Source organism: Actinomadura terrae (assembly GCF_022751215.1).
Classification (GTDB): Bacteria; Actinomycetota; Actinomycetes; order Streptosporangiales; family Streptosporangiaceae; genus Spirillospora; species Spirillospora terrae.
Map to the genome: position 1 here is coordinate 287,695 of NZ_JAICDG010000003.1, position 14,848 is coordinate 302,542.

At 72.5% G+C, this 14,848-nt stretch carries 13 protein-coding genes; 7 read left to right on the top strand and 6 right to left on the bottom strand.

The features are described from left to right. Positions 1-88: 88 nt before the first annotated feature. Together murJ and K2F47_RS21175 are read left to right on the top strand one after the other, a co-directional pair. Complete coding sequence (gene murJ, locus K2F47_RS21170; RefSeq protein ID WP_242906413.1) at positions 89-1,864, top strand: murein biosynthesis integral membrane protein MurJ; 1,776 nt, start codon at positions 89-91, stop codon at positions 1,862-1,864. 38 nt (positions 1,865-1,902) lie between these two features. After that, positions 1,903-2,775 carry a PhzF family phenazine biosynthesis isomerase gene (locus K2F47_RS21175; RefSeq protein ID WP_242906415.1) on the top strand — a complete coding sequence of 291 codons (873 nt, stop codon included), beginning with the start codon at positions 1,903-1,905 and terminating at the stop codon, positions 2,773-2,775. Here K2F47_RS21175 and K2F47_RS21180 read toward each other — a convergent pair. Both K2F47_RS21180 and K2F47_RS21185 read right to left on the bottom strand, forming a co-directional pair. Beyond that, positions 2,768-3,982, bottom strand: a complete 1,215-nt coding sequence (locus K2F47_RS21180) for a L,D-transpeptidase (protein ID WP_242906417.1) — start codon at positions 3,980-3,982, stop codon at positions 2,768-2,770. The two genes, K2F47_RS21175 and K2F47_RS21180, sit on opposite strands and share 8 nt — an antisense overlap. A gap of 97 nt (positions 3,983-4,079) precedes the next feature. Continuing rightward, complete coding sequence (locus tag K2F47_RS21185) at positions 4,080-5,549, bottom strand: MFS transporter (RefSeq protein ID WP_242906419.1); 1,470 nt, start codon at positions 5,547-5,549, stop codon at positions 4,080-4,082. Between the two features lie 132 nt (positions 5,550-5,681). Between K2F47_RS21185 and K2F47_RS21190 the strand changes: the two genes are divergently transcribed. Continuing rightward, positions 5,682-6,107, top strand: a complete 426-nt coding sequence (locus K2F47_RS21190) for an OB-fold nucleic acid binding domain-containing protein (RefSeq protein WP_443611974.1) — start codon at positions 5,682-5,684, stop codon at positions 6,105-6,107. Between the two features lie 23 nt (positions 6,108-6,130). After that, positions 6,131-6,913 carry a DUF3159 domain-containing protein gene (locus tag K2F47_RS21195; protein ID WP_372490883.1) on the top strand — a complete coding sequence of 261 codons (783 nt, stop codon included), beginning with the start codon at positions 6,131-6,133 and terminating at the stop codon, positions 6,911-6,913. A 158-nt stretch (positions 6,914-7,071) separates the two neighbouring features. Here the strand turns inward: K2F47_RS21195 and K2F47_RS21200 are convergent, their stop codons facing one another. Together K2F47_RS21200 and K2F47_RS21205 are read right to left on the bottom strand one after the other, a co-directional pair. Next, entirely contained in the window at positions 7,072-7,731 is a 660-nt protein-coding gene (locus K2F47_RS21200) for a potassium channel family protein (protein WP_156215045.1), read from the bottom strand. Further along, a complete protein-coding gene (locus K2F47_RS21205) occupies positions 7,731-8,396 on the bottom strand; it encodes a potassium channel family protein (protein WP_242906421.1) in 666 nt (221 codons plus the stop codon). Before K2F47_RS21205 ends, K2F47_RS21200 begins: the two co-directional genes overlap by 1 nt. A gap of 266 nt (positions 8,397-8,662) precedes the next feature. Here K2F47_RS21205 and K2F47_RS21210 point away from each other — a divergent pair, with 266 nt between their 5' ends. The 3 genes from K2F47_RS21210 to K2F47_RS21220 all read left to right on the top strand — a co-directional run bounded on the left by K2F47_RS21210 (position 8,663) and on the right by K2F47_RS21220 (position 12,715). After that, positions 8,663-10,702: an APC family permease gene (locus K2F47_RS21210; protein WP_242906423.1), complete on the top strand. Its 2,040-nt coding sequence runs from the start codon at positions 8,663-8,665 to the stop codon at positions 10,700-10,702. Further along, positions 10,695-12,035, top strand: a complete 1,341-nt coding sequence (locus tag K2F47_RS21215) for a class I SAM-dependent RNA methyltransferase (protein WP_242906425.1) — start codon at positions 10,695-10,697, stop codon at positions 12,033-12,035. The genes K2F47_RS21210 and K2F47_RS21215 overlap by 8 nt, the downstream gene beginning before the upstream one ends. Before the next feature lie 215 nt (positions 12,036-12,250). Further along, complete coding sequence (locus K2F47_RS21220) at positions 12,251-12,715, top strand: hypothetical protein (protein WP_242906427.1); 465 nt, start codon at positions 12,251-12,253, stop codon at positions 12,713-12,715. Between the two features lie 127 nt (positions 12,716-12,842). Here K2F47_RS21220 and K2F47_RS21225 read toward each other — a convergent pair whose 3' ends face one another. Next, a complete protein-coding gene (locus K2F47_RS21225) occupies positions 12,843-13,391 on the bottom strand; it encodes a GNAT family N-acetyltransferase (protein WP_242906428.1) in 549 nt (182 codons plus the stop codon). Between the two features lie 3 nt (positions 13,392-13,394). Further along, positions 13,395-14,726, bottom strand: a complete 1,332-nt coding sequence (locus tag K2F47_RS21230; RefSeq protein ID WP_242906430.1) for a hypothetical protein — start codon at positions 14,724-14,726, stop codon at positions 13,395-13,397. Between the last annotated feature and the right edge of the window lie 122 nt (positions 14,727-14,848).

Genomic DNA, 14,848 nt, shown 5'->3' on the forward strand with positions numbered 1-14,848 from the left:
TTCGGACGGGTCGGGGCGCCCGCCTCGGTCATTCGGACGAGGGGCGCCCCCGGCCCCGCGGGGCATACTGCGGCACCAGGGGGTGCCGATGGGAGAGCGCGAGCAACGCCGGATCATGCCGGAGGTCTTCGCGGCCGCCGAGCGCGACGAGCCGCCCGGCGAGCCCGAGCCCGGGCTGGTGCCCGTCCGCGCCCCCGAGGACGTCGGCGACCCGCCGGGGGAGCCGCCCCCGAAACCGCCGGGCGGCGTCGCGCGGTCCGGCGCGGTGATGGCGGCCGGGACGGTCGTGTCCCGCTTCACCGGCTTCCTGCGGACGGTCGTGATCGGCGCCGCGCTCGGCACCGCGTTGCTCGGCGACGCCTACCAGGCCGCCGAGATGATCCCCTACACCGTGTACGAGCTGCTTCTCGGCGGGCTCCTGACCAGCGTGTTCGTCCCGTTCCTGGTGAAGCGGCGGCTGCGGGACGCCGACGGGGGAGCGGCCACCGAGCGGCGCCTGGCGGGCGTCGCGCTCGTCGGGCTCGCGGTGCTGACGATCGCGGCGGTGCTGGCCGCCGACCGGCTGATCTCGGTCTACGCGGGTGGGTACACCGGACGGCAGCGCGAGGTGACCGTGCTGCTCACCCGGTTGCTGCTGCTCCAGATCTTCTTCATCGGCGTCAGCGGCCTGTCGAGCACGCTGCTGAACGTCCGGCGGCGGTTCGGCGCGCCGATGTGGGCGCCGATCGCGAACAACCTGATCACGATGGCCGCCGGGCTCGCGTTCCTGTGGGTCGCCGGGCGCGGCCGGACGCCGGAGACCGTCACCGACGCGCAGCTCACGCTGCTCGGCCTCGGCTCGGCGGCCGGGACGATGGCGCAGAGCCTGCTGCTCGCCTGGACGCTCCGCTCGGCCGGGTTCCGCTGGCGTCCCCGCCTCGACCTGCGCGGCTCCGGGTTCGGCGAGGCGCTGCGGACGGCCGTGTGGATGCTGCTGTACGTCGTCGTCGCGCAGGCCGGGGTGCTCGTCACCGCGAACGTCGCGACCCGCGCCGGACGCCGCGCGGCCCTGGACACGGGCCATCCCGTCGCGGGCAGCGGGCTCGCCGCCTACCAGTTCGCGCTCGTGGTGTTCCAGCTCCCGTACGCGGTCATCGCCGTGTCGGTGATCACCACCCTGCTGCCCCGGATGAGCGCGCACGTCGCCGGGGGCCGCCGCGACCTGCTCCGCGACGACTTCTCCCGGGGGCTGCGGCTGGCGTGCGCGCTGCTCGTCCCGCTGTCGCTCGGGATGCTGGTGTTCGCCGTCCCGGGGTCGGTCGCGCTGTTCGCCTACGGCAGCATGACGCCGGACGGGGCGCGGCGCATCGGCGCCGTCCTGACCGTGCTGGCGGTGCTGGTCGTCCCGTTCACGCTGCACCAGCTGCTGATGCGCGTCTTCTACGCGCTCGGCGACACGCGGACGCCCGGCCTGATCGCGGTCCCGGCCGGGATCGCGCAGGCGGTGACGGCGTTCGCGCTGCTCCGGTTCGTCCCGGCGCGGCAGGTCGTGCTGTGGCTGCCGGTCGCCTACGGCCTGTTCTATCTGGTCGGGGCGCTCTGCTCGACCCTTGTGCTGCGCAGGCGGCTCGGCGGGCTGGACGGGCGCCGGATCGCCCGGACCCTCGTCCGGCTGCACGTCGCCGCGCTGCCCGCGCTGGCGTTCGCGGCGGTCGTCGTGTGGGGGTTCGGGCACATGCACGGCGACCGCCTTCCGAGCGTGCTGGCCGTCGTCGTCGGCGGGCTCGGCGGGGGAGCGCTCTACCTCGGCGCGGCGCGCCTGCTGCACGTCGCCGAACTCGGCTACTTCACCTCCCTTGCGCGGGCCCGGCTCCGCCGCGCGTGACGGGAGTAAGCGGCGGTGCTCCGGTGTTGGTTGCGGACATGACGAAATCACCGGCCTCGGTCCTGCGGTACTCGGCGTTCACCACCGACCCGGGCGGGGGCAACCCGGCGGGGATCGTCCTCGACGCGTCCGGCCTGGACGACGCGGACATGCTCGCCATCGCCGCCGACGTCGGCTACTCCGAGACCGCCTTCCTCACCGCCGCGCCGGAGGGGCTGGGCGAGCCGGGGCGGGCGTTCACCGTCCGCTACTTCAGCCCGAAGGCCGAGGTCTCGTTCTGCGGGCACGCGACGGTCGCGGCCGCCGTCGCCCTCGCCGAGCGGCACGGGCCCGGCGCGGTGGCGTTCGCCACCCCCGTGGGCGTCGTCCCCGTCGAGGTGGCCGCCGGCGCGGACGGGACGCTGCGCGCCACGCTCACCAGCGTCGAGCCGTCCGTCGAGGAGGCCGGGGCGGACGACGTCGCCGAGGCGCTCGCCGCGCTGCGCTGGGACGCCGCCGACCTCGACCCCGCGCTCCCGCCGCGCTTCGCGTTCGCCGGGGCGCGCCACCTGATCCTCGCCGCCGCGACCCGCGCGCGGCTCGCCGACCTCGACTACGACTTCGACCGGCTCGCCGCGTTCATGACCGCCCACGGCCTCACCACCGTCCAGCTGGTGTGGCGGGAGTCGGCGCGGGTGTTCCACGTCCGCGACCCGTTCCCGGTCGGCGGCGTGGTCGAGGACCCGGCGACCGGCGCCGCGGCCGCCGCGTTCGGCGCCTACCTGCGCGAACGCGGCGAGATCGCGGGGGACGCGACGCTCACCCTGCACCAGGGCGACGACATGGGCCGTCCCGGCGTGCTGAGCGTGGACCTGCGCGCGGACGATCCGCGCGTGCGGGTCTCCGGAGCCGCCGTCCCCATCGTCACCTGATCACGCGCGGGCCGAGCGCGCTGCCCGCCGCCCACCGGGACCAGGGGAGCTGCCAGTAGCCCCAGCCGTTGTTCCACTCCAGGGCGCGGCTCGTCCCGGTGACGGTGACGACGTCGCCGCGCAGCGAACCGGCGTAGAACCAGCGCGCGAAGCCCGGCGGGGCGTTGACGCAGCCGTGGCTGACGTTCGCGCGCCCCTGCGCCGCCGCCGACCACGGCGCGGAGTGGACGTACTCGCCGCTGCTGGAGATCTGCACCGCGTGCCGCACCGCCAGCCTGTAGTAGCGCGGGTCCCGCCGGTCGGTCACGCCCATCCACGCCGACGACATCACGACGGGATCGCCCTTGCCCATCGTCAGGTGCACGCCGCTGGTGGTCGTGTAGGCGAGGCGTCCGCCCTTGCCCGCGCTGATCCCGACCGTGCGCACCGGATGGCCGTCCACCCGGACGGTCATCCGGTGCCGCCGCGTGTCGACCGTGCTGACCCGCGCCGGGCCGACGCGGAACGCGGTGGCGCTCCCGGACGCCCCGTACACGCCCGGCGCCGACCGGACCCCGGCGGTGTGGGCGAGCAGCGTGACGCGCTGCCGCGCGGGCCAGAACCGGCGGGGACGGAACACGACCTGTTGCGACGACGTCCAGCGCCAGGCGCCGACGACCCGCCGCGACGCCCGCAGCTCCAGCGACCGCTCGACGGCCGCGCGGCGCGCCACGGGACGGTCGAAGGTGACGATCACCGGCATGCCGACCCCGACGACCTCCCCGGGCCGCGGCATGACATCGCTCACCCGGAAGGTCCCGGACGGGCGGAGCGTCGTGAACCTGGAGGTGGCGGAGGTGCGGGCGCCGCGCTCGTCCGTCCCGGCGGCGGTGACGGTGACGGCGGTGCCGGGACGCAGCGTCCAGCGCGTCCGCCAGGACCGGCGGTCGCGCGACAGCCGTCCCGCCACCGGCTCGGATCCGGCGCGGACGGTCACCCGCCCGAGGGTGCCGCGCCGCGCGACGACGGCCACGCGCCCGTCGGGCGGGACGTCCCGGGAGCCGTCGGCGGGCGCGATCGTGATCGGCGGAGCCTCCCGCGCGGCCGTCGGCGCGGGCTGCTGCGTCTGCGCCGGACGCGCGGCCACGGAAGGAGGCGCGCCCGGCGAGCACGCCGTCAGCAGCAGGAGCAGGGCCAATGCGGTGATCCCGTCCCCGAACTCGCGCAATATCCCGCCCCCACCGCTCGCCGCATACCAGAACCCTCCGTAGTGGAATACCTACGGAGGGCGATTCTGGCAAGCCGGATGCTCGATGTGCTCTCGATCAGGCGGCGCGGGCCTTGCGGGGGAGGAGGAACGCGACCAGGAACGCCACCGCCGTGAGGCCGAGCGTCAGGCCCGCGACGAGCTCCGCCCCCTCCAGCGCCGCCTGCTCGTGGCCGCCGGTCCCGGAGTCCATCACGTCGAAGAACACCGTGCCGAGGACCGCGATGCCGAGCGAGGCGCCGAGCTGCTGGATCGACTCCAGCGCCGCCGAGGCCGAGCCGACCTCGTGGTCGGCGATGTCGGCCACGATGATGTCGAAGAGCGGCACGAAGATCATGCCCATCCCGGCGCCGAACAGCAGCAGCGGCGCGGCCAGGTGCCAGGCGGTCAGCCCCGTCCCGGCGGCCTCGAACACCGCGTAGAGCGAGGCCAGCCCGGCGGCCATCAGCGTCAGCCCGAGGTGCAGGACGCGCCGTCCGAGGCTGTTCATCGCCATGCTGCCGAACGCCGACCCGACGAACGCGCCGACCGCCCAGGACGCCATCGCGAGGCTGGCGCGCAGCGGCGTGTAGCCGAGGCCGAGCTGGAGGAACAGCCCGGCGGCCAGCGAGAACCCGGCGATCAGCCCGAAGAACACGACCACGAACAGGACACCGGAGCTGTAGGACCGGTTCGCGAACACGCTCAGCCGCAGCAGCGGAACCCGTCCCGCCGTGCCGCGCCGCCGCTGGTGGGCGGCGAACAGCGCGAGCACCGGCAGCGACCCGGCCAGCAGCGCCAGCGACCACGCGGGCCAGCCGAGCTCACGGCCCTGGACGAGCGGGTAGACGAGCATGCTCATCCCGGCGCCGCCGAGCAGCATCCCGGTCACGTCCATGCCGCCGGAGCGGTCGGTGCCCGCCGGGGCGGGCAGCACGCGGGCGCCGACGACCAGCGCGTACGCGCCGACCGGCAGGTTCAGCAGGAAGATCGCGCGCCAGCCGGTGCCGAACAGGTCGGCGTCGACCAGCACGCCCGCGACCACCGGGCCGAGGATCGTGGCGAGCCCGATCGCGGGGCCGAACAGGGCGAACGCCTTGCCCATGTCCCGCGCGCCGAACAGGTCGCGGATCAGCCCGAAGCACTGCGGGATCATCACCGCCGCGAACAGGCCCTGCACCACCCGGAAGCCGATCAGGCTCGCCGGCGACCAGGCGAACGCGCATGCGGCCGAGGCGACCAGGAACCCGGTGGCGCCCGCGAGCAGCACCGGCCTGCGGCCGAACATGTCGCCGAGCCGCCCGCCGGTGAGCAGCGCCACGGCGAGGGCGAGCGTGTAGCCGGCGGCCATCCACTGGAGCGCGGCGAGCGAGCCGCCGAGGTCGGCGCGGATCGCGGGCGCGGCCACGTTGACCACGGTGGAGTCGAGCAGGTTCAGCAGGGTCGCGGCGAGGATCGCCGACAGGCCGAGCCAGCGTCGCGGGTGCGGCGTCGGCGCCGCGGGGGAGTCGAGGGGGGTCTCGTGCGGCGAGTCGAGCGTGGTGGTCACGGGGGTCGCCCTTCCAGAGGAGCGGAATGTTCTGTTCCGATAATAGCAGAACGGAACGCTTCATTCCAATACTTGCGGAGGGGTTCGGGTGGGCTGTGGTGGTTCGTCCCCGCGATGCCATACGCTTCGAACATGGACGAGGTTTCGGCCGGAGCCCCACGGGATCCCGGCTCCTCCGCGCCCGAGCGCGGCAAGGGCGGCGGCCTGCGGCGATTCCTGCGGCGCATGGCGTCCAGCAAGGCCGAACTGGAGGCCGAGGAGCTCCAGAAGACGACCGGCGACGAGGGCGCCACACCCATCACCGACTGCGGTGAGCGCAAGCGGCACTGCGTGGCCGGTACGCTGCGTACGGTGACGCTCCGTCCGCGGGGCGGCGCCCCCGCCCTGGAGGCCGAGCTCTACGACGGCACCGACGTGATCAACCTGGTCTGGCTCGGCCGCCGCAAGATCGCCGGCATCGACCCGGGCCGCCGGCTGCGCGCCGAGGGCCTGGTCAGCCTCCAGGACGGGCGCAAGGTCATGTTCAATCCGCGATACGAGCTGCGCGGCGGCTCGTGACAGCCGCCGGCCGGGAGAGCGACGTGAGCGAAGACGTGAGCGAAGCGGCGACGACCGCCGCGAGCACCCCCGGCCCGAGCACGCCGTCCGTCCCCGCGACCGATCCCGCGACCGAGCCCACTTCTGAGGCCGAGACCGAAGCCGAGGCGGCGAGCGCCCACGACACGGTCGAGGCGGCGGTGCGGGCGCAGCTCGCCAAGGCGCTCGGCGGGGTCCGCGGGATGATCGAGGCGGCCGTCCCGACGCTCGCCTTCACCGGCACCTACATCGGCACCGACGAGATCAAGCCCGCCGTCGCGGCGGGAGTGGCCGCGGCGGTGGTACTCCTGCTGATCCGGATTGCACAGCGCTCCAACCCTCAGTTCGTCCTGAACAGCCTCGTCGGCATCGGGATCGCGGCGTTCTTCGCGCTGCGCTCCGGCAAGGCCGAGGACGCGTTCCTGCCCGGCATCCTGCTCAACGCGGGCTACGCGGTCGCCATGATCTTCTCGATCGCGGTGCGCTGGCCGATCGTCGGCTTCATCATCGGCTCGGTCACCGGCGACCCCACGGCGTGGCGGTCCGACCCCGGCGTCGTCAAACTGTGCATGCGGCTGACGTGGCTGCTGGTGCTGCCCTGCGCGGTGCGCGTCGCCGTCCAGTACCCGATCTACCTGGCCGACGGCGACCAGAGCGGCCTGCTCGGCCCCGCGAAGATCGTGATGGGCTGGCCGCTCCAGGTGGCGGCCCTCGCCGCGATGCTGTGGCTCCTCGCCCGGGGCCGCACGCCCATCGAACGCGAGCGGCCCCCGGCCGAACCCGCCTGACGGCCCACCCCGGCGATCGCGTGCGAAGCCGGTTTCGAGCCTGCGAGAAACCGATCGCGAAGCGAGCCGCCAGGCGAGTTCGGAGCGATGCCAGCGATCGCTGCGGTGCCCGTGGAAGGAGGGCGTTCAACGCCCGACGCCGAGGGCACCGCAATGAACTAGCGGGCGCCGAGGAGTTCGGCGAGTTCGTCCTCGACGTCCTGGCTGGCGACGAACATCAGCTCGTCCCCCGGTTCGAGGGTGTCGTCGGCGGACGGGACGAGCACGCGCCCCTCCCGCAGGATCGCCACCAGCGCCGTGTCGCGCGGCCAGGCCACCGAGCCGACCCGCTCGCCGCCGAGCGGCGCGTCCTCGGGCAGCGTCAGCTCCACCAGGTTCGCCTCCCCCTGCCGGAACGTCATCAGCCGGACGAGGTCGCCGACGCTGACGGCCTCCTCCACGAGCGCCGACAGCAGCCGCGGCGTCGACACGGCCACGTCCACGCCCCACGACTCGTTGAACAGCCACTCGTTCTTCGGGTGGTTGATCCGCGCGACGACCCGCGGGACCCCGTACTCGGTCTTGGCCAGCAGCGACACCACCAGGTTGACCTTGTCGTCGCCGGAGGAGGCGACGACGACCTGGCAGCGCTCCAGCGCCGCGTCGTCCAGCGCGGAGATCTCGCACGCGTCGGCCAGCAGCCACTCGGCGCGCGGCACCATCTCCACCTTGATGGCCTTCGGGCTCTTGTCGATCAGGAGCACCTCGTGCCCGTTCTCCAGCAGCTCCTGCGCGATGGAGCGGCCCACCGCGCCCGCCCCCGCGATCGCGACCCGCATCAGGCGTCCTCCCCGCTCCGCGCCGCGACGGCGGCGTTCACCCGCTCCAGATCGTCGGCGCGCGTCATGATGTGGACGATGTCGCCGTCCTGGATGACCGAGTCCCGCTCGGGGACGAGTGCCTCACCCATCCGGGACAGGAAGGCCACCCGCGTGGCGGCGTGCTCCTCCAGCGCGGACACCTTCTCGCCCACCCACAGGTGCCCGGTGTCCAGCTCGGCGAGCACGACGGCGCCGGTCGGGTCGCGCCACAGGGGTTCGGCGCCCTCGGGCAGCAGCCGCCGCAGGATCTGGTCGGCGGTCCACCGGACGGTCGCGACCGTCGGGATGCCGAGCCGCTGGTAGACCTCGGCGCGGCGGGGGTCGTAGATCCGCGCGACGACGTTGTCGACGCCGAACGTCTCGCGCGCCACCCGCGCGGAGATGATGTTGGAGTTGTCGCCGCTGCTGACGGCGACGAACGCGGACGCCTGCTCGATCCCCGCCTCGGCGATCACATCGCGGTCGAAGCCGAACCCGGTGATGCGCCGGCCCCGGAAGCCGCTGCGCAGCCGGCGGAAGGCCTCGGGGCTCTGGTCGATGATGGCCACCGAATGGCCCTTGTCCTCCAGGATGTGGGCGAGCGTCGACCCGACGCGCCCGCATCCCATGATCACGATATGCACGGCCGTTCCTTCGATTCGTCCAGGAGGACGGTCCCCCTGGAGCCCCCGCGCCGTGCACGGCATCCGTCGTGGGCTGCCGACGCCGTGCGCACCCGAGGATCGCTTCACAGTGAATGATCCCTACCGGGCTGCAAACCTACACATCCGCCCTGGAGAGCACTACCCGCCAGGGCTTTCACCGACTCGCTGGAGCGTTCCGACGCCGGGCCGCGCGCAGGGGGCGGGTCCACCCGGAGTGATCGCGTCGACGGGCTAGAGTCTCGTTCGTGTCTAAGGTTCCGGACCTTGTGAAGCGGGTGCTCCTGGGCCGCGCCCTGAGCAGCTCCCAGCAACACGAGCAGCTCCTGCCCAAGCGTATCGCGCTGCCCGTGTTCGCCAGTGACGCCCTGTCGTCGGTGGCGTACGCGCCGCAGGAGATCCTGCTCGCGCTCGGGGCGGGCGGCCTCGCCATGTACCACTACACCCCCTGGGTGGCCGCGGCCGTGGTGGTGATCCTGCTCACCGTGGTCGCCTCGTACCGGCAGAACGTCCGGGCCTACCAGAGCGGCGGCGGCGACTTCGAGGTCGCCACCACCAACCTCGGCGACAACTGGGGCGTGGTCGTCGCGAGCGCCCTGCTCGTCGACTACGTGATGACGGTCGCGGTGTCGGTGTCCTCCGGCGTCGAGAACCTCGGGGCGCTGCTGAAGTTCATGCAGCCGCACGAGGTCGCCGTCGCGATCGTCATGGTCGTGCTCATCACGATCGCGAACCTGCGCGGGCTGAAGGAGGCGGGCGTCGCGTTCGCGATCCCCACCTACCTGTTCATGTTCGCGATCGGCAGCATGCTGCTGTGGGGGCTGATCCGGCTCTCGTTCGGCACCGACCTCCAGGCCGAGACCGCGAACTACGAGATCCGCGGGGACGAGACCGACCTCGCCGGCTTCGCGCTGGTGTTCCTGCTGCTGCGGGCGTTCTCGTCCGGCTGCGCCGCGCTGACCGGCGTCGAGGCGATCAGCAACGGCGTGCCCGCGTTCAAGAAGCCCAAGGGCGACAACGCCGCCACGACGCTGCTGATGCTCGGCGTCGTCGCGATGACGATGTTCGGCGGCGTGACGGCGTTCGCGTTCATCACCGACGCCAAGTTCGCCGACCCCGACGCGGGCAGCCGCCTGGTCGACCGCCTCACCGGCAAGGAGGTCGCCGACGCCGACCCGGTGATCGCGCAGGTCGCGCACACGGTGTTCAGCAACTTCAGCCCCGGCTTCGCGCTCGTCACGGCGATGACCGCACTGATCCTGTTCCTGGCCGCCAACACCGCCTTCAACGGCTTCCCCGTCCTCGGGTCGGTGCTCGCGCAGAACCGCTACCTGCCCCGCCAGCTCCACACCCGCGGCGACCGGCTCGCGTTCAGCAACGGCATCCTGATCCTCGCCGCGATGGCCGGACTGCTGATCTACGCCTACGACGCGTCCGTCAGCCGCCTGATCCCGCTGTACACCGTCGGCGTCTTCGTGTCGTTCACCGTCAGCCAGATCGGCATGGTCCGGCACTGGAACCGGCTGCTCTCCACCGAGGAGGACGCCGCGCAGCGCCGCCGGATGAAGACGTCCCGGGGCATCAACGCGTTCGGCGCCACGCTCACCGGCATCGTCCTGATCGTCGTGCTGATCACCAAGTTCGCGCTCGGCGCCTACATCGTCTGTATCGCGATGCCGGTGCTGTTCCTGCTGATGCGGGGGATCAGGCGGCACTACGACCGGGTCGCCGAGGAGCTCGTCCCCTCCGGCGAGGACGTCGCGCTCCCCGCCCGCAACCACGGCATCGTGCTCGTCTCCAAGATCCACAAGCCGACGCTGCGGGCGCTGGCGTACGCGCGGGCGACCCGCCCGTCCTCGCTGGAGGCCGTGACCGTCGCGGTGGACGCGGAGGAGTCGCAGCGCCTCCAGGCCGAGTGGGACGCGCTCGACATCCCCGTCCCGCTGAAGATCCTCGACTCCCCGTACCGGGAGATCACCCGGCCCGTCCTCGCCTACGTCAAGGGGGTCCGCCGCAAGAGCCCCCGCGACGTCGTGACCGTGTTCATCCCCGAGTACGTCGTCGGCCACTGGTGGGAGCAGCTCCTGCACAACCAGAGCGCGCTGCGCCTGAAGGGCCGGCTGCTGTTCCAGCCCGGCGTCATGGTCACCAGCGTGGCGTGGCAGCTGCACTCCTCCGACCGGCTCAAGGGCCGGGCCGAACCGCCGGGGCCCGGCGCGTCCCGGCGCCCGCCGCGCGCGGCGGCCGAGGCACGCCCGGGTGGCGGTAGTGTTTCGGACCGTGACTGATCAGGACACGGGCCTTCTCGAACTCGAGGTCGGCAACGTCGCCAACGGCGGTTTCTGCGTGGCCCGGCACGAGGGACGCGTCGTCTTCGTCCGGCACGCGCTGCCCGGCGAACGCGTCCGCGCCCGGGTCACCGACACCACGCGGAACTTCCTGCGCGCCGACGCCGTCGAGATCATCGAGGCCTCCCCGGACCGCGTCGTCCCGCCCTGCCCCTTCGCCGGGCCCGGACGCTGCGGCGGCTGCGACTGGCAGCACGCCTCCCTGCCCGCCCAGCGCGCGCTCAAGGCCGCCGTCGTCGAGGAGCAGCTCCAGCGCCTCGCCGGGATCACCCGCACGGTCGTCGTCGAGGAGGTCCCCTACCCCGTCGACTCCGAGATCGTCCCGCCGCCCGGCCTCGGCTGGCGCACCCGCGTCCAGTTCGCGGTCTCCGGCGGCGCCGTCGGCCTCCGCCGGCACCGCTCCCACGACATCGAGCCGGTGGACGAGTGCCTGATCGCCCACCCGGGCGTCGAGCTGATGGGCATCGAGCGCAAGCGCTGGCCCGGCGCGTCCGGCGTCGAGGGCATCGTCTCGGCGACGACCGGCGACCGCCTCGTCGTCCTGCGCGGCCGCGAACGCCGCAAGATCCGCGTCCCCCGCCTGGACGTGCCGGTCCGCCTCGTCCGGGGCAAGCCCGAGCCCGGCGTGAGCCTGCCCTACGTCCGCGAATCGGTCTCCGGCCGCCTCTTCCAGGTCAGCGGCAGCGGCTTCTGGCAGGTCCACCCCGGCGCCGCGCAACTCCTCGCCGACGCCGTCCTCGCCGCCCTCGACCCCAAACCAGGCGACATCGCCCTCGACCTGTACTGCGGCGTCGGCCTGTTCACGGGCGTCCTCGCCGACCGCATCGGCCCCGACGGCCTCGTCGTCGGCGTCGAGTCCGACGGCCAGGCCGTCCGCGACGCCCGCTTCAACCTCCGCGACCTGACGAACGTCTCCATCGAGCGCGGCCCGGTCGAAGAGGTCATCGCCGACCTGGAGTTCGGCCGCGCCGACTCCACGTCCCGCACCCAGAACAAGCGCGCCGGCACCGGCCACCGCGGCGGCGCCCGCGTCCGCCGCGCCGACCTCGTCGTCCTCGACCCGCCCCGCACCGGCGCGGGCCGCGAGGTCGTCGACCACATCGCCCGCCTCGCCGACCGCAAGATCGCCTACGTCTCCTGTGACCCCGCGACCCTGGCCCGCGACCTCTCCTACTTCGGCGACAAGGGCTGGACCCTGGAGTCCCTCCGCGCCTTCGACGCCTTCCCCATGACCCAACACGTGGAGCTTCTGGCGACCCTGGTCAAAGGCTGATCACTGCTCTGACCTGCGAGTCCTTGAGGCAGGTTTGGTCAGCTGGGGACACGACTGGCCCCTGTTCTCGACCCTCTCGACGCATGAGTGACGCACGATCACTGGAACCTCTCGCATGGCCGGATCGTGACAGCCGTGTTGCTCGGCGCAACCCGCGACGGCCACGGTGCGTCACACACCCGTCCCCCGCCGCGACGCCTTACGAGAGGACCCTCATGCCCAAGCTCGCGGCGCTCGTCGCCCTCGCCGCCGCTCTGCTGCTCACCGGCTGCGAGACCGGCACCGAGCCCAACGCCGTTCAGCCCGCCGAGGCGAAGGGCGGCAAGACCTCAGGCAAGGCGAAGCCGAAGACGGTCCCGGTCGCCATCAAGGCCAAGCGCGCCGCGTTCCGCCCCGGCCCCCTCAACGACGGCGGAGCCTTCACCTGCGTCAAAGCCACCGTCACGAACAACACCAGCAAGAACCTGCAGGTCAATCCCTTCTTCTTCGAGCTGACCGACAGCGGCGGCGAGAAGCGCAAGGCATCCGTCGGCGAAGCCGAGGGTGAGTTCGAGACGATGATGCTCGCGCCGAAGGAGAAGGCGTCCGGCCTGGTGTGCGCGGAGGGCAGGTTCGCGCCGAAGACGATCACGTTCACCAAGGACGCCCTCGGGACGAACTACCGGGCCCAGGTGGCGTAGCCGTGGCCCGCACCCGCCCGTCGACCTACCAGTCGGCGGGCGGTGCCACCCTCAGCGCGCTGGAGCGACTCGGAAAGCCGAAGGACACCGGAGGCGAGCGGGGGGCCCGATGCCTCGCGGATTCGGTCTAGGTCGGGGCACCTCCGGCCTTCCGACGAAGCTCCAGGACGAGCGCGTCCGAGAAGGGCGGCTCGACCCTGAACTCTCCGACCTTTTCCCATCCCCACCGCAGGTAGATCCCGTACGCCTCCGACTCCAAAACAGCGGCGAGCGTCGCGAACCGCTCCGACCGCTCGGCAAGCAACCTGTTCAGCAACAGGCGCCCGAGACCGTGGCCCCGCTCCGGCTTGCTCACCACCAACTCGACTACCGCGTACTTGTCCGCTTCGAGGACCTCATGGGGAGGGGGCGACGCGTTCGCCCACCACGCCCCCGGCATCATCGAGAAGCCGAACGCGAACCCGATCGGGACGGTTTTACGTCGCGCCACCACCAGCCGGAAGCCCGAGGCGAGAGTCTGGCCCCGCGTACGATCCAGGAATCGGGCACGGGAGAACTTCGGTCCGGCGTTGTAGGGCGGTTCGGCGTACACCTGCTGGTAGAGGTCCGCCAGTTCGTCCAGGAGGTCGAGTGCCTCACTCCTGTCATGGACACTCACTACGGCCTCGTCCGGCACGGTTCATTCCCCCCTGGCGGGTGGCCGGGCCCATCTGGCGCGGTAGTCCTGCACTGCCGGGCGGGTCAGGTCGGTGCCGGGCACCGCATCCAGCACCATGCGGGCGCGGCGCTGAATGAGGGAGGTTCGTTGCACGGTGGTGAGACCCTCCAGCGTCCGATCCGCGTGCTCGATACCGTGGGTGACGTCACCGGCACGGATCAGGCCGGTTGCCCGTAGCAACTCGATCTGCGCGCGCTGGCGGCGCATCGACATGGGGTAGTGGGTCAGCGCCGCTGTCCGGGCCTGCTCGGCGAGCGCGGTTTCCTCGATGTGGGTGTAGGTGAATGCCGCCGTGTGGTGGAGCGCCGTCTCCGGCCACGCTCCAGTGGTAAGACGGTCATCGGGTGCGGAGGCCGGGAGGCGCTGCCACCGGTCGGTGAGGGCCCGCATCGCGGCCGCGGCCTCGTCGGCGCGGCCGTCCATCATTGAGAGTGCCTGTGCGCGGGTTGCCATGGCTTCCAGTGCGGCGGCGCCCCCGTGGTCCCCTCCGATCTGTATGGCGTCCTGGGAGAGGCGAAGCACCACCGGCAGCGGACGGCCCCAGCCGAGCGCGTTCATTGCCTCGTGTCCGCGAACCCATGTCCGCAGGTCCCGATCCTTGGACGCGTCGGCGGCGTGCCGTGCGGTGCTCCACCAGTCCCGGGCATGCCGCTGCTGCCCGAGGTTCGACGCCGTCATGGCCGTGAGCGCGGCCAGCTTCCCCGCCGGCCCGCACAGGGCCGGCTTGGTGCTGCCCTTGGCGGACTGGACGCCGGCCAGGAGCGTCACGATGTCGGCGGCGAGGTCGGGCAGGAGCTGGTCCGGCGGGGTGGTCAGGAAAGCGTGCCCCTGCTCATACGCGACCTCTTCCCAATGCTGGACGAGATGCTCCCGCGCGCCGCCAGGCAGAGCCTTCATGAGTGCCTGCCGGATCGGTTCGAGCGGCTCGGTACGGGACGCGGTCTCGACGCCGAGAAGGCTGAGGCAGGCAAGGAGATGACGACGGTCCTCGTCGGTGCCGACGAACGGCGCGGCAGGCGGGAGGACGCCGAAGAGTTCTTCCTCCGTCATCCCTGTGACCCGAGCGTAGAGCGGTCGGTATATCGGGCCGGGGACGTGGTCGCCGCGTTCCCCCTGCTGGATCATCTTCGCCAAGCTGGTGACGCCTGGCAGCTCGTCAGCGGCCGTTCCTGCCGCTGTGCGGAACGTCATCGCCCACTTCTCGCGGGAGCGGTGTGGACGTCCGTGCTGGTCGCGGGGTTCCTCGCGCAGCTCGCGTAGGCGAGCGCCGATGGCCTTCTTGTCAGGCGGCACTGCGATGCACCTCTCGCCTGAGAGGGAAGCACTCCGCTTCCCTGTCTACCGGTCCCTTGCGAGTCTCCCTCTCCCGCCGCGCTCCCGTCCTGACTTCACTGAACGTCACCGGAACGCCACAG